The sequence below is a fragment of the Sphingobacterium sp. HSC-15S19 genome (assembly GCF_050433745.1).
GTDB classification, from domain to species: domain Bacteria; phylum Bacteroidota; class Bacteroidia; order Sphingobacteriales; family Sphingobacteriaceae; genus Sphingobacterium; species Sphingobacterium siyangense.
Genome location: NZ_JBNPWQ010000016.1, coordinates 42,155 through 62,004, shown reverse-complemented (window position 1 = coordinate 62,004; position 19,850 = coordinate 42,155). Strand labels below are relative to the sequence as shown.

23 protein-coding genes are annotated in these 19,850 nt (G+C 38.2%); 9 read left to right on the top strand and 14 right to left on the bottom strand.

Annotated features, from left to right (window positions below; genetic code table 11):
• Positions 1-32 precede the first annotated feature (32 nt).
• Positions 33-668 (bottom strand): nitroreductase family protein, encoded by a 636-nt coding sequence (locus tag L1283_RS14690; protein ID WP_145327093.1) that lies wholly within the window; start codon positions 666-668, stop codon positions 33-35.
• A 335-nt stretch (positions 669-1,003) separates the two neighbouring features.
• Between L1283_RS14690 and map the strand changes: the two genes are divergently transcribed.
• Both map and L1283_RS14680 read left to right on the top strand, forming a co-directional pair.
• Positions 1,004-1,765 (top strand): type I methionyl aminopeptidase, encoded by a 762-nt coding sequence (gene map / locus L1283_RS14685; protein ID WP_088162047.1) that lies wholly within the window; start codon positions 1,004-1,006, stop codon positions 1,763-1,765.
• 579 nt (positions 1,766-2,344) lie between these two features.
• A complete protein-coding gene (locus L1283_RS14680) occupies positions 2,345-3,199 on the top strand; it encodes a helix-turn-helix domain-containing protein (protein ID WP_198385930.1) in 855 nt (284 codons plus the stop codon).
• Positions 3,200-3,281: 82 nt separating this feature from the next.
• Here the strand turns inward: L1283_RS14680 and L1283_RS14675 are convergent, their stop codons facing one another.
• The gene (locus tag L1283_RS14675) at positions 3,282-3,836 is read right to left on the bottom strand and encodes a cysteine hydrolase family protein (RefSeq protein WP_145327092.1); all 555 of its coding nucleotides are present in this window, start codon (positions 3,834-3,836) and stop codon (positions 3,282-3,284) included.
• Positions 3,837-4,057: 221 nt separating this feature from the next.
• Between L1283_RS14675 and L1283_RS14670 the strand changes: the two genes are divergently transcribed.
• Positions 4,058-4,843, top strand: coding sequence for an alpha/beta fold hydrolase (locus L1283_RS14670; RefSeq protein WP_088162049.1), 786 nt, complete (start codon positions 4,058-4,060; stop codon positions 4,841-4,843).
• A 75-nt stretch (positions 4,844-4,918) separates the two neighbouring features.
• On the opposite strand, the gene L1283_RS14665 is transcribed toward L1283_RS14670, so the two are convergent.
• The 6 genes from L1283_RS14665 to L1283_RS14640 form a co-directional block, all read right to left on the bottom strand.
• The gene (locus tag L1283_RS14665; RefSeq protein WP_145327090.1) at positions 4,919-6,217 is read right to left on the bottom strand and encodes a cryptochrome/photolyase family protein; all 1,299 of its coding nucleotides are present in this window, start codon (positions 6,215-6,217) and stop codon (positions 4,919-4,921) included.
• Positions 6,218-6,376: 159 nt separating this feature from the next.
• The gene (locus tag L1283_RS14660; protein WP_088162051.1) at positions 6,377-7,432 is read right to left on the bottom strand and encodes an NAD(P)-dependent alcohol dehydrogenase; all 1,056 of its coding nucleotides are present in this window, start codon (positions 7,430-7,432) and stop codon (positions 6,377-6,379) included.
• A 242-nt stretch (positions 7,433-7,674) separates the two neighbouring features.
• Positions 7,675-7,905 carry a hypothetical protein gene (locus L1283_RS14655; RefSeq protein ID WP_046674596.1) on the bottom strand — a complete coding sequence of 77 codons (231 nt, stop codon included), beginning with the start codon at positions 7,903-7,905 and terminating at the stop codon, positions 7,675-7,677.
• Positions 7,906-7,912: 7 nt separating this feature from the next.
• On the bottom strand, positions 7,913-8,206 hold the full coding sequence (locus L1283_RS14650) for a hypothetical protein (RefSeq protein WP_088162052.1): 294 nt from the start codon (positions 8,204-8,206) through the stop codon (positions 7,913-7,915).
• Between the two features lie 153 nt (positions 8,207-8,359).
• The gene (locus L1283_RS14645) at positions 8,360-8,947 is read right to left on the bottom strand and encodes a TetR/AcrR family transcriptional regulator (protein WP_070565398.1); all 588 of its coding nucleotides are present in this window, start codon (positions 8,945-8,947) and stop codon (positions 8,360-8,362) included.
• Positions 8,948-9,196: 249 nt separating this feature from the next.
• The gene (locus tag L1283_RS14640; RefSeq protein WP_145327089.1) at positions 9,197-10,000 is read right to left on the bottom strand and encodes an AraC family ligand binding domain-containing protein; all 804 of its coding nucleotides are present in this window, start codon (positions 9,998-10,000) and stop codon (positions 9,197-9,199) included.
• A gap of 73 nt (positions 10,001-10,073) precedes the next feature.
• On the opposite strand from L1283_RS14640, the gene L1283_RS14635 reads away from it, so the two are divergent.
• Entirely contained in the window at positions 10,074-11,129 is a 1,056-nt protein-coding gene (locus L1283_RS14635) for an SDR family oxidoreductase (protein ID WP_145327088.1), read from the top strand.
• A gap of 140 nt (positions 11,130-11,269) precedes the next feature.
• A complete protein-coding gene (locus L1283_RS14630) occupies positions 11,270-11,953 on the top strand; it encodes a dihydrodipicolinate reductase C-terminal domain-containing protein (protein WP_429626284.1) in 684 nt (227 codons plus the stop codon).
• Between the two features lie 739 nt (positions 11,954-12,692).
• Here the strand turns inward: L1283_RS14630 and L1283_RS14625 are convergent.
• Both L1283_RS14625 and L1283_RS14620 read right to left on the bottom strand, forming a co-directional pair.
• Positions 12,693-13,832 (bottom strand): acyltransferase family protein, encoded by a 1,140-nt coding sequence (locus L1283_RS14625; RefSeq protein WP_088162057.1) that lies wholly within the window; start codon positions 13,830-13,832, stop codon positions 12,693-12,695.
• A gap of 105 nt (positions 13,833-13,937) precedes the next feature.
• Positions 13,938-14,735 carry a hypothetical protein gene (locus tag L1283_RS14620; protein WP_429626283.1) on the bottom strand — a complete coding sequence of 266 codons (798 nt, stop codon included), beginning with the start codon at positions 14,733-14,735 and terminating at the stop codon, positions 13,938-13,940.
• Between the two features lie 589 nt (positions 14,736-15,324).
• Here L1283_RS14620 and L1283_RS14615 point away from each other — a divergent pair.
• Both L1283_RS14615 and L1283_RS14610 read left to right on the top strand, forming a co-directional pair.
• On the top strand, positions 15,325-16,383 hold the full coding sequence (locus L1283_RS14615) for a transglutaminase-like domain-containing protein (protein WP_157698512.1): 1,059 nt from the start codon (positions 15,325-15,327) through the stop codon (positions 16,381-16,383).
• A gap of 75 nt (positions 16,384-16,458) precedes the next feature.
• Positions 16,459-16,911, top strand: a complete 453-nt coding sequence (locus tag L1283_RS14610) for a DUF1569 domain-containing protein (protein ID WP_088162060.1) — start codon at positions 16,459-16,461, stop codon at positions 16,909-16,911.
• Positions 16,912-16,971: 60 nt separating this feature from the next.
• Here the strand turns inward: L1283_RS14610 and L1283_RS14605 are convergent, their stop codons facing one another.
• Positions 16,972-17,418: a GNAT family N-acetyltransferase gene (locus L1283_RS14605; RefSeq protein ID WP_145327084.1), complete on the bottom strand. Its 447-nt coding sequence runs from the start codon at positions 17,416-17,418 to the stop codon at positions 16,972-16,974.
• Between the two features lie 247 nt (positions 17,419-17,665).
• Between L1283_RS14605 and L1283_RS14600 the strand changes: the two genes are divergently transcribed.
• Positions 17,666-18,211, top strand: a complete 546-nt coding sequence (locus L1283_RS14600; protein ID WP_088162062.1) for a hypothetical protein — start codon at positions 17,666-17,668, stop codon at positions 18,209-18,211.
• Positions 18,212-18,321: 110 nt separating this feature from the next.
• On the opposite strand, the gene L1283_RS14595 is transcribed toward L1283_RS14600, so the two are convergent.
• Entirely contained in the window at positions 18,322-18,525 is a 204-nt protein-coding gene (locus tag L1283_RS14595; RefSeq protein WP_145327083.1) for a hypothetical protein, read from the bottom strand.
• A 286-nt stretch (positions 18,526-18,811) separates the two neighbouring features.
• On the opposite strand from L1283_RS14595, the gene L1283_RS14590 reads away from it, so the two are divergent.
• A complete protein-coding gene (locus L1283_RS14590; protein WP_075994862.1) occupies positions 18,812-19,012 on the top strand; it encodes a YqaE/Pmp3 family membrane protein in 201 nt (66 codons plus the stop codon).
• A 34-nt stretch (positions 19,013-19,046) separates the two neighbouring features.
• Here the strand turns inward: L1283_RS14590 and L1283_RS14585 are convergent, their stop codons facing one another.
• The gene (locus L1283_RS14585) at positions 19,047-19,361 is read right to left on the bottom strand and encodes an alpha/beta fold hydrolase (protein WP_429626282.1); all 315 of its coding nucleotides are present in this window, start codon (positions 19,359-19,361) and stop codon (positions 19,047-19,049) included.
• Positions 19,358-19,831 carry an alpha/beta fold hydrolase gene (locus L1283_RS14580; protein ID WP_429626281.1) on the bottom strand — a complete coding sequence of 158 codons (474 nt, stop codon included), beginning with the start codon at positions 19,829-19,831 and terminating at the stop codon, positions 19,358-19,360. The genes L1283_RS14585 and L1283_RS14580 overlap by 4 nt, the downstream gene beginning before the upstream one ends.
• Positions 19,832-19,850 lie beyond the last annotated feature (19 nt).

Sequence of the window (19,850 nt, the reverse complement as noted above, 5' to 3'; positions counted from 1 at the left end):
TTGAAACGCTTTTTTTAATACTGTTCTGCAATTTATGCGAGTTCAATCAAAAATTCCTCTTTCGGAAGTCTAAATTTTTTCAGCTTCAGCAACCAATCTTGTTCTTCCATCCGATAGCCTAAAGGAAGCATAACTGCACTCTTCAATCCCAGTTTATCTAAACCAAGAAGTTCATCCAATTCGGCATTTGAAAAACCCTCCATTGGAGTTGCATCAACGCCTAATTCTGCAGCCTGAGCAATTGCCAGACCAAAAGCAATATAGGCTTGTTTAGCCGCATGGGCTGCTTGTTGCTCACCGGATAGGCTCGATAACTGTGCTTTCAATCTATTTTTATACTCGTCAGTGGTGTCTAAAGGTAAACCTCTCAACGCATTCATCTTGTCGAAGGTATTATCAATACGTTCGTCCGTATAGCTATCCCATCCAGCGAAGACCAATAAATGTGAGCTATCAGCAACAATTTGTTGCCCCCAAGCCACAGGTACAATTTTTTCTTTTAATTCCTGATTCGTAATCACAATCACACGGAACTGTTGAAGTCCAGACGAGCTCGGAGCCATACGTGCTGCCTCCAAAATCTTATCCACATCTTCCTGAGCGACCTTTCTTGTAGGGTCGTATTTTTTTGTGGCATAACGCCATGCTAGGGTATCTAATAAAGCCATTTTATTCTAATTTAAATGATCAATAGCAACATCATAAAGTTATGTAAAGATACATAAAAAAATAAATGTCTAAACATCAAAACAAAGGACTAAAACAATAAAAACTAGGACAAAAACACAATGCTTTTCGGCATTTGTTACTAGACTTTTAATGCCCAAACACAGTATATTTACTTGTAATCGCAAGCAAATGCCTATTTTATTCAAATTTATTAAGACCTTTGTACTGGTTTATATCCGATTAAAACAAAATGACCTTTAATCATTGTTCCCGGTAGTTATAAATAACAAAATAAAAAACAGAGCTCACCTGCTCCACAATAAAAACATCAGCGATGTCTATAACGAATGAAACAGAACTAACAGGCATACAAAAAGCGAGCGATGCCGTTGCCATCACCTTAAAAGCTATGATAGCACATGCTCAAGTGGGTATGTCCACGAAAGAGCTTGACGAATATGGAGCCGAAATATTAAAAAGCATGGGTGCAAATTCTGCTCCTGCTCTTACCTATGGTTTCCCGGGCTACACCTGTATCAGTATAAACAACGAGTTTTGCCACGGAATACCTACCGCGGAAAGGCTACTACAAGAAGGTGATTTGATCAATATCGATGTATCTGCCGAACTGGATGGGTATTGGGCTGATAATGGTTGTTCTTTTGTTATAGGAAAGGACATATTTCAACACGAAAAATTGGTAAAAGCATCAAAAGAAATTCTTCAAAAAGCAATCAATAATATTCGTGGTGGTGTGAAAATAGCCGATATTGGGCATCTAATAGAAACTGAAGCGAAAAAAAGAGGCTATAAAGTCATCAAGAACCTTGGCGGACATGGTGTAGGAAAAAGTCTGCATGAGGAACCCGATGAATTGCTTAACTATAAAAATCGCTTCGACCAACGAAGATTTCGAAAAAATACCGTTGTTGCTATTGAAACCTTTATTTCAACGACCTCCACATACGCGACCGAACTCAACGACGGCTGGACAATGGTTGGGGACAAAGGTGGATTCATGGCGCAACATGAACATACAATTCTCATTACCGATGGCGCTCCTGTTATATTAACGGCACAGAATGCAATTTACTAAGCAGGAATAAGAAGACACCTATAGGTCTTTTCGAACAAGTTATTGAAAGCTGTCGAAAAGACCTATTTTCTTTAAAACAAGACTTCAAGCTTGCGGTGGCGTACATAGTCCCTTCATCTCAGAACTAGAGGTTGTTATAAAAATTAAGGGGCCTCTCATAACGAGAAAACCCCCAAATAATATATTTTTATGGCTAAATAATTTTTGTCGATACCAAAGACTAATCTTACTGGATAAATGGCTACGGCAGTAAATGTAGCGTATTCTTCCCAACAAAAAAGTGATGAAAATCACTTTTACCAAAAATTTTATTTCCATTTTCAAAATTCAGCTTCTCTCATAACATCCCCCCCAACTCATCTATTCTCCATGAACTGTTCTGATTACTGTTTTGATTACTGTTTTGAAAAATACCCAATAACAGAAAACCTTTTTACCATTCAAACACTTCGCCTCCAATCCTTATTCCCTGCTTAGTTGCGGCAATGAACATGAGACTAAAACGGTACGATAATATTTGTATTTAGGCTGGTGTAACGTATAAAGTTTAGTATTTTTGGTTCATTAAAGTAATCTAGATTGAGAACAATAAAATTCCATAAGGGTGAATGCGGTGTTGAGTTTTTGTTGAATGTGCTCAATGAAAAAGAAACGGATTATACACATCAAGATACTTACCATAAAGATTTTTTTGAAATTCTATTTTTCAAAAAAGCCAAAGGTAGATTAATATTGGGGCAAGAGATCCTCTCCTTGTCCGACAATTCAATCATCTTTATTTCGGCTTTTCAAAAACATACCTGGGAACTGGATCCAGAACACCTTGAATTTACAACATTGATTTTTCAGGAAGACTTTTTGAATGATTTCTTTTCAGATAAACTATTCACATATAAACTATTATATTTCTACCAGCTTAGTTATGTTCCCCAAATTATAGCAGATGACACACATATGTCAAAATTCTGTGGTCTTCTTGCCGAAATTAAACTTGAACTTATCGAAACCCAAGCAGATAGTGCCCATATTATCCGTTCTTTACTTTATTACCTATTGCAGACTTTAAACCGAAAATATGCCCGCTTGAATAAGCTGCCAAACCAAAAAGCGGAAAATAACTTCGCCTATCAATTTAAAGAACTTATGGAACAGTTCATTCGGGAAAAACAACGGGTAAACGAATATGCGACACTCATGGGAATAAGTAGGATTACGTTAAATCAGGCCGTTAAAGCACAGTTTAATACCACAGCGACACACCTACTTCGGCAGCGTTTACTATTCGAGATTCAGGACCTTCTTATCCATTCTGACCATTCCGTTAATCAAATTGCTTTTGACCTTAACTTTTCAGAACCCAATCATTTAATGCGGTTTTTCAAAACTCAAACTGGAAAAACCATTGGTGCATTTATTCAGGAATTCAAAAAATAGATGTTGAATTACATATACAAATTGACGTTATGAAAATCGAGCCGTGCAGATCGGCAACCACATGGCCCAACTTTCATTGAAATCAATGGCGTTCCAAGTACGTCTCGGTGTCCTGAACCTCCGCATAAAAGAATGCCAATGCAGCGAGAAAGGCATGCTGAACCTCCAGTGTACCAACTACTAAGCCATTGATCTCAAGATCGCGCGTCGCACAGGCATCATCAATTACCGTACATGGAAAGCCCAAATCGACAGCAGCACGTACCGTGGCATCAATACACATATGGGTCATCATGCCTACGACAACAAGTTCCTCGATCTTATTTTTGCGAAGGTAATCCAATAATTCTGTCTCTCTAAAGCTGTTGGGAAAATGTTTACGTATGACAAGCTCATTTGGCATTGGACTTACGCTTTCATGAATTTCGGCAGCTCTTGTACCATCAATAAAGAATGGCATTGCTTTGGGATCTGAAGAAATATGTTGGATATGAACCACTGGCAATTTTCTTCGCCTAAATTGGTCGATCACTCTTCTTGCATTCTTACCTGCTTTCAACGGATCGACAAGTTCCATTCCGCCATCTTCAAAATACTCATTTTGAATATCAATGACTATTAACGCGCTATTGCTCATCTATTTTATGAATTAAGTTTACACAAAATTAAGGTGGACATGGCGGCGATGAACTACCAATAAATCACCAAATACTACCATTTTGATAAGAGCGACAAGATGGGATCAACTAGGAAGTGATGTAAATGTTTTACATAATTTCGATCAAAAAATCACCAACAAAAGCTAACTTCGCTGCATATACAGATCACAGAGAGGTGATAATTGCAATAATAGATAGCATGGCATTGAAAGAATTACAACACAGCAAAATATATGGCGCAGATAACGGTGGCACTCCATTAATTGTTCTGCATGGGCTTTTTGGTATGGCAGACAACTGGGGATCCTTTGGTCGTAGTTTCGGAGAGAAAAGACAGGTACATTTACTCGATCTTCGTAATCACGGACGAAGTTTCCATAGTGAAGATATGTCGGTGGAAGTTATGGTAGAAGATCTGCTGGCCTATATAACATCCATTGGAGCAGATAAAGTCCTCCTATTGGGCCATTCTTTGGGCGGAAAAGTAGCGATGCAATTTGCTATTGATCATCCCGGAAAAATTGAAAAACTGATCATCGCTGATATAGCCCCAAAAGCTTATCCGCCACATCACGAGGATATCTTCGATGCGCTATCTGCTGTGGATATCACAACACTGGATAACAGGAAAGATGTACAAGTAAAGATTGAACACTATTTGAGTGATCCGGGAGTTATCCAATTTTTATTGAAAAATGTATATATCAGAGAAGATCGGAAATTAGATTGGCGCTTTAATCTGGATGTTTTAAAAAATAAATATACGGAGTTCATCACTGTCGGGGTAAAATCGGGAATATTCAACGGTCCCACATTATTTCTACCTGGAGAGAAATCAAGATATATATTACCTGAAGATAAAATTAAGATCAGGGAACAATTTCCTAATGCCGTGTTTAAAACAATTCCCAATGCCGGTCACTGGGTTCAAGCCGAAAATCCACAGGCATTTGACGCATTTGTTGCCGAGTTTTTAGATCAATAAAATTAGATACATTGAATGTCCGCTCCTACTTGTTGGTCCTTAAAACCGCTCGTAAGGAGCAGACATTCAATACCATTATTTCAACGCCTTTGCGTAGGTCTTTATCGCACGATCACGGGCAAACTGATGGTCAACAATAGGCTTACAATAGTCTAAAGTGTTTAATTCAGGAACCCATTGTTTTATATATTCCTGATTTTTATCGAACTTCTCAGCCTGGAGCGTCGGATTAAAAACCCTAAAATACGGGGCTGCGTCACAACCACTGCCTGCGGCCCATTGCCAGTTACCATTGTTGGCTGACAGCTCATAATCATTTAGTTTTTGTGCAAAGTAGGCCTCCCCCCATCTCCAGTCAATCAAAAGATGCTTACAAAGAAAACTGGCTACGACCATTCGTACGCGATTGTGCATATAACCCGAACTATTCAATTGGCGCATACCCGCATCGACCATAGGATATCCGGTCTCTCCGTTGCACCATTGCTGGAATTCAACTTCGTCGTTTCGCCATTGTATGGCATCGTATTGCTTTCTAAAGGACTCCGTAACAACATGTGGATAGTGATAGAGTATCTGCATAAAAAATTCACGCCAGATCAATTCAGACAACCAGGTCGCATTGTGTTTTAAAGCAAAAGTAACACATTGACGAACACTGATTGTTCCAAAACGAAGTGCGATCCCCAATTTGGTTGTGCCCATTAATGCCGGATAATCGCGGGTGGTATCATAATGGTCAATAATCGTCGCATTCAGCTCTGGTTCTTCAAAAATAAGGTCAGTCTCCAAAAATCCTAAATTCGCCAAAGAAATAATCTGCTGATGGTTCTGCTGAAAGAAAAATCCCGTTGTGTAGGTATTGGAAAGATGGTCCTCAGGACGTAATTTCTCCCGCCATTTTTTTGCATACGGCGTATAAACCGTATAGGGTGTTCCATCATTCTTTAAAATATCTCCTTTATCGAAAATAACCTGATCTTTCACAGCTTTGAAAGGAATTCCCATAGCTGTACAAAGCTCGAAAATCTCTTTGTCCCGACGAATTGCTTTCGGTTCATAATCCCGATTACAATAGATTCCCTGCACATCGAATTTTTCAATCAACTCCCTGTAGATAGCGATAGGTTTACCATAGAACGTATTCAAAGTTGCTCCACTTTCTCCGAGTATGGTATTGATACGGATTAAAGCCTGATGGATGTAATGAAGACGTCGATCCCTCCTATCCTCCAATTGCATTAGAATATCCTCGTCAAATATGAATATAGGCAATACAGGATAGCCCGAAGCTAAGGCGCGAGTAAGCCCAGCATTATCATCCAGACGTAGATCCCGACGAAACCAAAACACAATAATTTTATTTTTTTCCATAAAAACGACCAATAGTTGACTTCACTACCCCATATTAACAATTTTAAAGGGTAAAAGGTTAGCTCAATAATTAGGTGAAAATACCTATATAAACAAACTGAACCATCAAAGGTACTCGAAATTCCCCTTGATGGTTCAGCATTGAATAATTTTCTTGTGCTAGTTTTTCAAACTCGCCATGTCAATAACAAACCTGTATTTAACATCGCTTTTCAATAGTCTATCATAGGCATGATTGATATCCTGCATTTTAATCAGCTCTATATCGGATATAATATTGTGTTTACCACAAAAATCAAGCATCTCCTGTGTTTCGGCTATCCCTCCGATCATAGAACCTGAAAAACTCTTACGTGTTGGAATCAGACTAAAAGGAGCCACAGGAAGTGGATGCTCCGGAGCACCAACGAGAGTCAAAGAACCATCTCGTTTCAATAAACTTAAATAGGCATTGATATCATGTTGTGCCGAAACACAGTCCAAAATGAAATGTAATGTTCCTGCATGTTCCTTCATTTGTTCTACATCAGTTGACAAGATCACTTCGTCAGCACCCAAACGTTTGGCGTCATCAACTTTAGAAGCAGACGTTGTAATAACAACGACCTGCGCTCCCATTGCTTTCGCGATTTTGACTCCCATGTGTCCCAAGCCACCGATACCCACTATACCAACTTTTTTTCCTGGTCCCACATTCCAATGCCTCAAAGGTGAATAAGTGGTAATTCCAGCACATAATAAAGGTGCTGTCGCTGCGAGATCCAAATTTTCAGGAATGTGGAGCACAAAATCCTGATCTACTACAACACGTTCAGAATAACCACCAAATGTCTGTTTATTAAGGTGCTTATCGTGTCCGTTGTATGTTTGGATATTTCCATTTTCACAATACTGTTCCAATCCTTCCTTACAACTTTCACATTCGCGACAACTATCGACCATACAGCCTACGCCGGCCAAATCACCAACTTTAAACTTGGTTACAGCGGATCCAACTTTAGTAATTCGACCCACAATTTCATGACCGGGTACATTCGGATAAACGGTTCCGCCCCATTCATTTCGCGCTGTATGTAAATCCGAATGGCAAACTCCACAAAATAAGATATCAATCTCGACATCTTTATCCGTCACTTCACGGCGTTCAATATCCATCTGTTTTAGATCAGCCGTTGGTGCGCTTGTTCCAAAAGCTCTAATTGAAAATGTACTCATACTTGATAAAATTGTTGTTTTCTGTTTTAAATAAATGCATAAAATTCCTATGATGCAACACAGATTCCATCCGCACGATAAAATTAACCAATGGATGTGAAAAATGTTTTGAAGGAACGATATCAAAAGTAAAAAGTAACTTTCAGAATGATTTTGCTATAAAGCTCAAATTGATATTTCTTTACGGCTCATCGTATCATGCCTGAACATCTCTAATAGGCTAGCTTTGTAAATCGGAAAACCTAATCAGTATCCTCGACCTGTACAAATTGCATTGCCAAGCCCTGCTTCTGGCATATATTCAGAATAGAAAATTCCAATCGGGTGCTAATCCGAAGGACAAGCAAAAATTGCTGGTCATCCAACAATAAATCAATATTTTTTATCTCCGGGAAACTTTGATAGAGAAAATGATAAATCTCGCTGGCTTTCCACTTCAGCTTACGAGATAAAGAATAAACAACTTTATACATATTTAGATTATTTCAAAATTTTAACGGCAATTTGTTGTAATGGGTGGTTCAAAAAACGCATCTGTTTCAGTTCCTCAAAATCTCGGGCTAGTCGAACCTTTTTATTTTCATTTTCCAGCGCAAGAGCTAGGCTATCCAAGCGCTCCACATCGTTGTGTATTAATAAATAACAATCAATATCTGGATCCAACAATCCCATCATTTCAGGGCGGATTGTTTCCTCTGTCTCCACCATGACCAAAACGCATCTTTCTGATGCAAAGCTATTTACCGACTTTCCTACTTTCGCATTTAACACCATAGTTGTAATCCTGTTTATTGTCTGTATAAAAAGAATCGACCAATCAAAATAGACATATTTTGTATTTTTGTCGAAACAAGCTTCAAAAAAAAGAACAATAAATCTACATCCTTACTGTTCAAAATAATTACTTCGCGCTACACTGCCTAATTGTTAGCGCAACCCCTTAACACATATACTTGTCAACCAGGAAAGCCTAGCTTCAAAATCTGGAAAACGATCAAAAAGTAAAACTTCCTGCTCAAAACAACGTGATGTTGTCACTAACATTTCGGATAAAAACAGGATATCCTTTTCCTCTAAGGCCTGAATTTCTTCTTTCCTAACGGCTAATTCAATCATTTCACGAATCAACTTAATCTCGTCGTCCAGCATATAACGTGTTTTCGAAACCATCAAGGCTGGATCGGATTTCATATCTTCGAATGCGAGATGAAAACGTTTCGTAATTAAATTAATCTGACGTAGTTTTGCTTGTAAAAAACCGACTAAATTATCTTCCAGTGAAGCGTCCCTGTTATAAGTTTTACTCGCGACCTCAAACACTTGCTGACATAGATACTCAGCAATTGCATCAAAGACATCCATTTTACTGGTAAAATAGTAATATAAGGTGCTCCGCCCCTTTCCACAAGCTTTTGAAATATCCTGCATAGAAACCCTTGCAAATCCATATGTTTCAAACACTTTCATGGATGATAAGATAATTTCCTCTTTAATATTTTCCTGTTGACCTGTCATTACTCGACAAATCTACAAAAAATGTCGAAAAATCAACTCCCCCAGCCAAATTTTTTCGCTAGGCGTTATTGGCGCCATTTTCCTAATCCAGCAATAGAATTCGCTCCACAGGTTCAATTTTATTCATTTCTGTAGGGTTAGGTAGTAAAAGGTTCATACCGTTTCTCCATATTTTTATTGCATTTTTATCTTCTACGGGATAAATATTATAGATTAAATTTGATTTCAATGCTTTTCGATGGAAATGGGCTACGTTTTATGTATAATCTTCGTCAGGTGACTTACATCGGTCAGCCCAAATTCAACAGCAATTTCCTTTAAGGTAACTCTTCCTGTTGCTATTCTTTGACGTATCAATGTACTGCGGTAGTTTTGAATATAGTCCCGTAAGGTAATTCCCGCCTGACGTTTAAAATAAATACCGAGATAATCGTTAGCAATGTTAAAGTGCTCCGCCATCATTTGTATCCGCAGACAGTTGGGATCGTAAATATTTTTATGAATATAGCAAAACATAGCCTGCAGATCGCGACTTTTGGTACTACTACTACGCAATTCAGGCATATTTCGCTGCAGAACATGTGCAATGCTGAATAATTGCAACCAAATAAGTTCCTGATTTCCGATTTGATCTTTCTTAAATAAAAGGAGTATATCAAAGATCTGTTCTATCACCATCTTATCTTCCCCCGCTAATTGAAACCCCATCTGATGGGTTTCTCTACTTTTTATGATATATTCCAGCTGTTGTATTGCGGGCGTAGCACCCGAAGTGTCACGACCAAGGTAGGCGTCGGTAAATTTAAGATAAACAAAATGTGTGAGTTGTTCGATTTCAAAATAATGCTGATCATCTGGCCCAAGTAGAAAGATCGTTCCTGCCCCGTAGGGAAATGAATGTCCATTAACGATATGTCGTCCTGAACCCTCCCGAATAAAAATAAACTCGTAATGATTGTGATTGTGTTCAGGATGGTTCCATTCGAGCATCTTAAATCCTGAAATAAGCACCGGTTCAAACTGACGATAACGTTTCATTTCAGAAATATACATAATTATGTTGGATTTTTACATTAAACCCCACTAGGCTTCCAACTAACTTTGGCTTTATAAATAATAGACAAAGATGAAGACTAGAAAAAACACAGCTTTAGTTGTGGGTGCCAATGGCGTCATAGGCAACAATCTCATAGACTACCTTGAAAAGACGGAAGAATGGGAAATTATAGGTTTATCAAGACGAACAAATGCCGATCGGAATAAGGTGCGTTTTATCGCTGTAGATTTATTAGATATAGCCGATTGTATCAAAAAACTAGGCAACTTGGATGCAGGGACTCATATTTACTATGTTGCATATCAGGATAGACCGACCTGGGCTGAGCTGGTAGAGCCCAATATGAGAATGCTAAGCAATGTTTTGACTGTGGTGGAACCAATAGCAAGTAATCTTCAACACATCAGCTTAATGCAGGGGTATAAAGTATACGGTGCTCATTTGGGCCCTTTCAAGACACCGGCCAAAGAATCAGATGCCGGACATATGCCGCCTGAATTCAATACCAGTCAACAGCAATACCTCGAACAACTGCAAAAAGGTAAGAAATGGACTTGGTCGGCGATCCGTCCGTCCGTTGTTGGTGGAACGGCTCCCAATAATCCGATGAATCTAGCGTTGCTCATTGCTGTATATGCATCTATCTCAAAAGAACTCGGTATTCCGCTTCGGTTTCCAGGAAAAATTGGCGCTTTTCAGACATTGATGGAAATGACCGATTCAACACTATTAGCCAAAGCAACGGTATGGGCCTCGACCAATCCACAAGCGGCCAATCAAGCCTTCAACATTAACAATGGCGATCTCTTCCGCTGGAAGGAACTATGGCCCAAATTAGCAGCCTATTTTGATATGCAAAGTGCTGACCCGATCCCGCTATCACTCGAAACGATGATGGCAGATAAGGAACCTGTATGGCAAAAATTAAAAGAAAAGCATGCATTAAGCTATAACTATGCGCAGGTTTCAGCTTGGACTTTTGGCGACTTTGTCTTTTCTTGGGATTATGATTTTTTTGCCGACGGCACAAAGGCGAGACGACTCGGCTTCCATGAATTTATCGATACTGAACAAATGTTTTATCAACTCTTTGACGAAATGCGTGAAAAAAGAATAATTCCGTAATAGCAAAGACTAAATTTTACAGTCTATTTTTGTAACTTACCTCACTCAAGCACAACCTTTACTTCTTTACAAATTCATCCGGTATCTTTTTATCGATTCACAGTTAAAAGGATAGCGGATGGTGTGATAAAACAAGCAATATGAATACAAAAAAAGCCTTTGTAGTAGGATCAGGAAAACTGGCAAACGCAATATTGGAAGCCGATTATTCCATTCCCTGTGTAGAAATTTCACCTTGGCAACCATCCATTACAACGACGTCTCCATCTATTGTTATACATGCCGGATCGGGCCGGGAGTTACAAGATTGTCTTGATTTTTGCGCACGTACGGGCTCGGTATTAATTGAACTTTCGACGGGCCTAGAGACCGAAAAGCTCGAGACTGCTTTTCCACTTATCATTTGCCCGAATACCTCCATACTTTTGCTAAAAACGCTCCATATGCTTCAACAATTTGGTCATAATTTCAAAGACTATGAAATATCTATTATGGAGTCTCATCAGGCCTCCAAGAATACTGAACCAGGTACAGCTTATCATATCGCCAACTCTTTACAGGTCGCTCATGAACGTGTTGTCTCTATTCGCGATGCGAAAACACAAGCTTATAAAATAAATATTCCCGTTGCCTACTTAGAGAAACATGCCTACCATCAGATTGTGATCAAAGATAAAAATGATGAAATTAAAATTGAGACCAAGGTCCTCGGACATGATTCCTATTCAAATGGTGTCAAAAAAATTCTTGAAGCATGTGTCAAGAATAAATTGGACAATAGAAGGTATACTGTGTTGGATTTGGTAGCTATGGGGCTACTTTAGTTAAAACTTTCAATTTAGAAAGTAGGTTTCTATAAGAGGAGTAAAAGAAAATCCATTTGGTTTTCTTCGAAGCCACAACAATTTATAAAATGGGATTTGGGGCCAATTTTTTCATTGTTTTTATTTTTCTACCACTGCTGGTAATTTTAATGTTATGCGGAATTTTCACAGAAAGACGCTTCTTTGGTTACGCAATTTTATCTCTCATCGGTGGCGCAATTCTACTTTTTTCTTTGTCTCAACTTTTTCAATGGATAGCTAGCCCAAAAATCTTAAAAAAAGAAGATTATTATGGGACTTATCATATAAAACGTGACCTATTCCCAGGAAAACAAACTGACTGGCAATATGATAGCCATAATTTTATCATAAAGGATAACGATTCGATTTATTTCAACGTCGTAAGCGCAGGTAAAATATCCAAAGTTTACAAGGGCAAGATCGAAACAGTAAGTCCTTATGAATCCGCACGCTTAAAGCTGTGTATGGACTCTCCCACTCATCATATTCTTGCGTCAGATCCAACGGTGTACCGAAGTCCTTTAGGCTTTTATTTGGTATTTTATTCGTCGAAATATAACAACGTTTTTTTTGAAAAAGACTGACATTCAAGCGTTATTTAACATGACAAGATATTTTCTTTATGTACAGGTCACTGTCCTACGTAATATGCATAAAAAAACACCATAAATTGGTGTTTTTTTATTTTATAATGAATATAGGATTAGTTTGCCGGTGGCTATTTCCCTTTTGATCTTAGAAATCGTTTTGACAGATATCGCCGTACGGGTATATCGTATAACTTCAAACAGCCGTATGCAAGCACAATACTTCCGATCACAACAGCTGCTGCTCCTGGCAGAGATTCTTCAAAACTCAGATTTTCATTCTTGACCCAAGCATAGTATAGATAAATAAAGGGATAATGTACCATATACAAAGGATAGGATATATCGCCTAAAAACTTGCAAAGCCAACTTGTAATACCGCTTTCTCCCTTGCCAGATGCTCCTAAAACAACAAGCAAAGGGAAAACAACAACACAACATAACGTGTCGTACAGACCATTCATCCATAAATGCTCAGCCCCGCCAATGCGCGGCATAGCCAAAAGAGGTACTAAGATCAAACTACAAATCCAAAATGCCCCCTTGATCTGTAAAGATTTAAATATCCTCGATAGAAACAGGCCCGCTGTAAAAGAAAATAAAAGACGAAGTGAACCTGCCGTAAATTCTGTTCCTGTGAGTGAAAAACCAGCACATATATCTCCCAAGGGTCCCAATATCGCAAATGCAGCCAAACCTATTCCGAATAAAATAACGAGTCCGGCTAATGCTTTGGTCGAAAATCTTCGAATGACCAATGCATACAGGATATTACCGATGTATTCAAAAAACAACGACCAGCTTGGTCCATTTAATGGAAACATCTCCCCAAGCCCTCTCACCTCATGTCCAGGAATCGCAGGAATTAACAAAGCATTCAATAGGGTTGCGATTGCCAGCGAAGAAAATGTCACTTTTGTCACATCCCAAACAGAACAACCCTGAAAATAGAACATAACTGCTCCAATGATCGCTCCCATAACAACCATCGGATGTAAACGTATTATTCTTCGTTTTATAAATTCTTTTGTTGTCATCGTCTTCCAGCGATCATCATAAGCATAGCCCACGACAAACCCTGAAAGCATAAAGAAAAAGTCGACCGCCAAATAACCATGATTAATTCGCTGATCTAAATGGCTTGTTGCAAAGGCTTCAAAAATATGAAAGCAAACCACGGTAATAGCTGCGACCCCACGTAACCCATCAAGTACAGCATAGTGTGGTTTGGTATCTGCATAGGCGGAAGTCGGTATTTGAGTATCTGACATAAAAATAAAACGATTTGATTGATTTTTTTACAAGGAAGTAAATATAAACAAATTCGCTTATGCAGGTTTGTAACAAGTTTGACGGTTACCAATTATCTACATCTGTCATTTGATAATGGGAATATAATCCGGTAAGTAAACCTGCTCTTTTTGCATATTTTGGATGTAAATTTTAGAATAAATTTCCAAACGGATATCGGTGATGTCTGTAGTCGTCGGCTTGTCGTCTTCATCTTCTCCAAACGAAAAAATCTGTTCTTCCCTTCTATTTTTTTTATGCAAAAAATAGTAAAAGTCTTTATTTTCCCAACCTTTTATACCACTTCCCGCATCATCTTGAAGCTTCAATTTTGTAAACGTCTTCTGTAGATAGTTGTAGATATTTTGAAAATCATCTTTATTTTTTGAAGTCTTCAGTGCATATAGATAAGCAAATTCACCATTTTTATCCTCCGCCACAGTCAAGGCTGGAAAAGAAATTCCGTTTAATATCGCTACGGTATCTTTTTCTTCATTATAAGAAACAGTTGTATAACGATAACCGAAATCTTTAACTGGCTTTAATTTCCGTGTTCCCCAAGCTGCGGTAGATTCGATATAAAATAATGTTGGCAGACTCCCTTCTGAATTAAAAATAGCAAGCGTATCCTTTTTAAATATGGCGGTTTCAAAGACTTCTTTCAACTCTTTCTTATCCATACTTTTAACGTCCGCATGCAGCAACTCTTCGCTCCTTTTTATTTTGGGGCCATAAAATTTGGATGCATTAAAGGTCCTATCCAATTTTTCAAGTATCACCCGATCCGGATTTTGCGATTGCCAGGAATACAGCATACCAGATAAAAGGATCAGACAGCATACACTATAATATAGAAAATGAAACGGCTTCATCGGAATTGTCATTCAAATTATTTTTTGGGTTATGATCTTTACTTCGACGTAAAGATCTTCAAACTAAAATAAATTTGTATTCATTTGCAAATGAAATTGTGCGGGATTAACACCTTTTGACTTTTTAGAAGTGCAGCGCAATCCAAAAGTACATCGTCGTACTTCGTTCGCGTTGGGTCCACGTTGAGTCCACCTTAATAAAGGGCTGTCACTCCAAGAGAATGTCGGATTCATCTCGGATTCACAGGGACTGTGATACGGCTCTGTCCCAATGCAGGCAGCTATCGGGCTAGAACAGAGGCTCACAGGCTGTCAAAGAAGAAATTATGCAAATTGGGCTTCTAAGTTACGAGCCAGACTATAAAACGTATTTTTGCATATAAAAATCAATTTATCTATGTTTGAAATATACAAATCGTATTAATTTAAATAGATAAAGAACAAGCAAGCGTATATTATTATGTTCAAAAAGGTATTTTCTTTAGTTTTCTGCTGTTTATCTACAGCCATTTTTTTCAAAGCATCTGCACAAGATTTCAAGCTTTCCTCTTTACCAAGTCAGTATCAAAAACCGGTCAAAAACGCACTAAAAGCTGCCGGCATGAATCGTAATGAATTGGAGAAAGTACTAGAGAAACTGCCCAAAGAAATGCGTGAAGGCGCGGCTTTTCTCATAGCTTATATGCCTAAAAATGACTTAACGACGATTAAGAGTGATCATCTTATCCATAATATTGAAAAGGCTTACCAGGCAAAATCAACATTTTCCTGGGCAAAGGAAATTCCAGATTCTATTTTTCTAAATGAGGTATTGCCCTATCGTGTATTTTCTGAAGATCTAGACGACTGGCGTGGTGATTTCTACGATCGTTTCTCAAAATATGTAACAAATAGCAAAACGATAAAAGATGCCGTTGTAGCCATAAATAAGAATATCAGAGATGAAGTAAAAGTCGATTACAATACCCAACGAAAAAAAGCTGATCAAAATCCATCTGAATCGATAAGCCAAGGGATGGCATCTTGTACCGGATTATCCATTTTACTGATCGATGCATTGCGATCAGTAGGTATACCGGCCCGGATTGCAGGTACACCAAACTGGCATGACAATCGTGGTAACCACAGTTGGGTCGAGGTATGGATTAATGGTAAATGGTATTTTACTGAATATTATCCGGACAAAGACCTAAATTACAGCTGGTTTTTGGCCGACGCAGGAAAAGCCGATCCGAATAGCAAGGAACATTCCATTTATGCGGCTTCCTACAAACCGGCAGCTACCTCATTCCCAGCATGGAGCGAAACAGAAGTATATGCAGATAATGTTTCCCAGCGCTATATTGATCTATTCAATCAGCAATATAGCCAACAATTGAACGACAAATCTTACACCCGTCTAAACGTAACCATGTATCTCAGTAACGATCAATGTCAACCGGAAGGCAGAACAAAATGCAATGTAGATATCTTTCAAGGAAATGATCAAATTGGCGGTGGTTCGACCGCAACTAAACTGCAGGATGCGAATGATTATTTAACATTTATCGTGAAAAAAAATCAGTCTTATACCTTGAGGTACAGCAATAAAAATGGGCCCACCGAAAAGAAAGTAACTGTAAAAGATGAGCCTTTAAATGTGATATTATACTTCAATTAATATAGATTATTATTTCGTACGTTATCATCCCCAACCAAAGTTCCAGCAACCTGAAAACCAATTAGCATTTAAATTATGAAAAATATTTTTGACAAAACAGTGAGTGATGAAGTGATAGCACGGATTCAAAATCTTAATCCAGACAGCAGTGCCCAATGGGGTAAAATGACTGTCGATCAAATGTTAGCCCACTGCAACGTGACCTATGAATTAATCTATGAAGACAAGCATACTAAGCCTACTGGATTAAAGAAACTACTACTAAAATGGTTTGTAAAGAATCTGGTGGTCAATGAAAAACCTTATAAGAGAAATAACCCTACTGCTACAGAGTTTCTGGTAACATCCAGACGTGATTTCGAGATCGAGCAACGTAGGTTAATCGATTACATTAGAAAAACGCTGGAATTGGGCGAAAATTATTTTGATGGGAAGGAGTCCCATTCTTTCGGCAAGCTGAAAAGCTGGGAGTGGAACAACATGTTTTATAAACACCTGGATCATCATTTGACACAATTTGCCGTCTAATTAATCTCAGTTGCCAACTGGATCGCCAGGCGCAGAAGTGCCCTGACGATCCAGTTAAGGTTATCGCCACCAATGATAATAGTTATGCATGCCGTCGTATTCAAATCCACACCTCGGATAAACACTATTACCGATAACATTTGTTTTCTCGGTCTCAAGCATCAGACCACAAGCTCCAGTCTCTTCACACCAGACTTTACTACGATCTATAAGCCGAACCGAAAGACCTTTACTCCGGTGATCAGGATGCACAAATAGATCACTCAACAACCACTGTCGCTGCAATTTAGTATAATGAAACAATTTATAAAGCTGAACAAAACCAACAGCTTGTTCGCCCTGAATTGCCAAAAAGATTTCTGACTCTCCGTACAAAAATCGCTCCCTCAAAAATTCTTTGGCTTTTTCCAAATCCGATTCCTGTCTGTAGAAAATCCGATAAAGATTGAATAACGCTGCTGCTTGATCAAGATCCTCAAGACTTGCCTTTCTAATGTTATAATTCATTTCATTAAATAGTTTGATTTATAGTGCAAATGTATCGCAACTCTTTCGTGTCGACCTCATCCAGATAGCAGATGTACAGTGGTCCAATCTTCCGTAACATGGATTTCGATGCGACCAATAAACAAGTTCATAATAATTTCAAAAACAGACTTCATGCCTTTATAACAACAGTTGTCGAATTATAAATGCTTTTGAACGAATTGTAAGTCTTCTGTACGGTCAATTTATAAGGTCCCTATATTTAGATATGAAAAGGAGAAAATTAGCAGCCACAGACAGTGAAACCTTTATTAATTATTACCTACCTAATTGGCGATCCATTATCATCGGTAGTATCTTGATTTTAATGGGGATATCTACATGTTTCATCGCTTATCATCCGAATGATTCATTTAAAGAGAATTTCAGTGCTATGGTACTTGACTTTAAAGATGTATTTCGCTTTTTAGTCTCATTATTTATGCTGTTGCTCCACTTATCTTTTATTATCGGCGGCTGCCTTCTTCTAAAGAGCAGCAGGAAGATCATCCGAGCCCGAACAGATAAAAAAGGATTGTATTTTAAACGGATTAAAAAGAAGACCGGGAGTATGTGGGCTTTAGCAGATTTGGATGCGCTGGTATTCGTGCCCTACATTCAAATCGTTAATATCCGTATTATTGAAAGCAATTGGTTGGGTCCTAGACTTGAGCTTGAGACTTTTCAAGGTAAAGAAATCCTTACCATGTTGAACGTATTAAGCCGAAAACAAAAAGAGCAAATTTGCCAAACCGTGAAAGAATATGGTATTTAATGGAGATGTGGTCTGCTCTCCCCTGTTTAAACAAGTAAAGTTTACTAAAATCAGAAAAAACTGATTCTAGTAAACTTTTACTTTAAACGATTTGCGGGTATAATTTATAATCAATCGTTGGGCAACAACTGATCGACATATTCTCTGATCTCTTGGGGTAACATAAGATAAACCGATGTTTTCAGATTTGCTTTACTTGGTTCCCCATCGATGAAAATATTCTTAAATCCATCATTGAGCCATTTCCCCTCATCCTCTAGATATCCACGATATTTGCTGTCTAAATTTTCAATAATACTATTGTTGTTTCCCATGTTTTCCGTCATTTATTCTATGTAATCTGCATCTAAAATATTCGACAGGGGAACATCAACATTGGTGCCACACCTCCTTAAAATTTTAAAATTCATCTGTCGGAAGGCATATTTTAAGTTTTCTTAACATTTACCTATTCTACCAACACAAAACTACTACACATTAATTATCAACACATTACAACCAAACAAAAAAATAACTTAATTTGCTTTAATTGATATTATTCGCGATTTTTAATGGTGAATACCGTACTTTTGTATTTTAATGTTTATAACCCTATTATTTATGATATTAATAGCAGTCTTACTTCCTTGGTTATCGTTTTTCTTACGCGGTAAGATTCTAAGTGGCATTCTCTGTTTGATCCTACAGATGACCATACTGGGTTGGATACCCGCAGCCATTTGGGCGGTTGCATCTCGTGTTGACGGAAAAAACGAACAGCGCATACGTAAGATGGAACGTAATATGCGTAATTATCGATAAACCTTTGGCGCGAACTTATTCGATTGAACAGGTTTCAATTGGGTGCCAAAAAATGCTGTATTTGTCCTAGTGTAAAATCGATCAATTGGTCATTTACATCGCCATTAAAATCAGCCATCATATAGTTCCCATGATTAGCCGGTAAAATAAGCAGTCGGGCATGAGGAATCTGCTGTTGCATGGCAGCTAGATGTGTCGTTTTTACAACATCTTGGTCTCCCCCTATCAAAAATACCGGGCAGGTCAAAAGCCTTAAGGATTCCGTTTCGAAGTCTTTAAAGTTTATCATGCGCTGGCTATCTTTTTCATACATATTTCGAAATTTCTCCGGATCTGGATTCAGCTTCATAAAGTTCTCTTTGAGAAAAGGTGGTATATCGTTAATTGTTGAAGCTTCATACTTTCAAAAAAACCATCTAAAAGTCCCTCTCTTTTGGTATTTCCCGATGCTGCAATCAGCTTTTCCACCTTGTCCGGATACATCGTCGCAAATTTCAAAACTGTTGTCGCTCCATTACTAAAGCCAAAAAATGATGCTTTTGCGATAGAAAAGAAGTCAAGAACAGCCGAAATATCTTTCGCATCCTGCTCGAAGGTTTCGGGGGTGGTTCTGTGTTCGGATCTTCCATGATTTTGCAGGTCTATCACAATCAACTGGTACTGATCATGCAATCTTTTTATTGTCTCTTCAAAATCAGAGAATCCAGAGGAACCTCCGCCATGAATCAATACTAAAGGCCTTCCTGTGCCGAATATTTCGTAGTAAAGTTTTATTCCATTAGCAGGTGCATAACCGCTTTTCGATTCTATTTCACGCATAATTTATTCTATAAAGTCT

Bases quoted from the DNA above. Each gene is read 5' to 3' on its own strand.
- L1283_RS14690 (WP_145327093.1), bottom strand. From the start codon at position 668: ATGGCTTTATTAGATACCCTAGCATGGCGTTATGCCACAAAAAAATAC.
- map (WP_088162047.1), top strand. From the start codon at position 1,004: ATGTCTATAACGAATGAAACAGAACTAACAGGCATACAAAAAGCGAGC.
- L1283_RS14675 (WP_145327092.1), bottom strand. From the start codon at position 3,836: ATGAGCAATAGCGCGTTAATAGTCATTGATATTCAAAATGAGTATTTT.
- L1283_RS14670 (WP_088162049.1), top strand. From the start codon at position 4,058: ATGGCATTGAAAGAATTACAACACAGCAAAATATATGGCGCAGATAAC.
- L1283_RS14665 (WP_145327090.1), bottom strand. From the start codon at position 6,217: ATGGAAAAAAATAAAATTATTGTGTTTTGGTTTCGTCGGGATCTACGT.
- L1283_RS14660 (WP_088162051.1), bottom strand. From the start codon at position 7,432: ATGAGTACATTTTCAATTAGAGCTTTTGGAACAAGCGCACCAACGGCT.
- L1283_RS14655 (WP_046674596.1), bottom strand. From the start codon at position 7,905: ATGTATAAAGTTGTTTATTCTTTATCTCGTAAGCTGAAGTGGAAAGCC.
- L1283_RS14650 (WP_088162052.1), bottom strand. From the start codon at position 8,206: ATGGTGTTAAATGCGAAAGTAGGAAAGTCGGTAAATAGCTTTGCATCA.
- L1283_RS14645 (WP_070565398.1), bottom strand. From the start codon at position 8,947: ATGACAGGTCAACAGGAAAATATTAAAGAGGAAATTATCTTATCATCC.
- L1283_RS14640 (WP_145327089.1), bottom strand. From the start codon at position 10,000: ATGTATATTTCTGAAATGAAACGTTATCGTCAGTTTGAACCGGTGCTT.
- L1283_RS14635 (WP_145327088.1), top strand. From the start codon at position 10,074: ATGAAGACTAGAAAAAACACAGCTTTAGTTGTGGGTGCCAATGGCGTC.
- L1283_RS14630 (WP_429626284.1), top strand. From the start codon at position 11,270: ATGAATACAAAAAAAGCCTTTGTAGTAGGATCAGGAAAACTGGCAAAC.
- L1283_RS14625 (WP_088162057.1), bottom strand. From the start codon at position 13,832: ATGTCAGATACTCAAATACCGACTTCCGCCTATGCAGATACCAAACCA.
- L1283_RS14620 (WP_429626283.1), bottom strand. From the start codon at position 14,735: ATGACAATTCCGATGAAGCCGTTTCATTTTCTATATTATAGTGTATGC.
- L1283_RS14615 (WP_157698512.1), top strand. From the start codon at position 15,325: ATGAATCGTAATGAATTGGAGAAAGTACTAGAGAAACTGCCCAAAGAA.
- L1283_RS14610 (WP_088162060.1), top strand. From the start codon at position 16,459: ATGAAAAATATTTTTGACAAAACAGTGAGTGATGAAGTGATAGCACGG.
- L1283_RS14605 (WP_145327084.1), bottom strand. From the start codon at position 17,418: ATGAATTATAACATTAGAAAGGCAAGTCTTGAGGATCTTGATCAAGCA.
- L1283_RS14600 (WP_088162062.1), top strand. From the start codon at position 17,666: ATGAAAAGGAGAAAATTAGCAGCCACAGACAGTGAAACCTTTATTAAT.
- L1283_RS14595 (WP_145327083.1), bottom strand. From the start codon at position 18,525: ATGGGAAACAACAATAGTATTATTGAAAATTTAGACAGCAAATATCGT.
- L1283_RS14590 (WP_075994862.1), top strand. From the start codon at position 18,812: ATGATATTAATAGCAGTCTTACTTCCTTGGTTATCGTTTTTCTTACGC.
- L1283_RS14585 (WP_429626282.1), bottom strand. From the start codon at position 19,361: ATGAAGCTGAATCCAGATCCGGAGAAATTTCGAAATATGTATGAAAAA.
- L1283_RS14580 (WP_429626281.1), bottom strand. From the start codon at position 19,831: ATGCGTGAAATAGAATCGAAAAGCGGTTATGCACCTGCTAATGGAATA.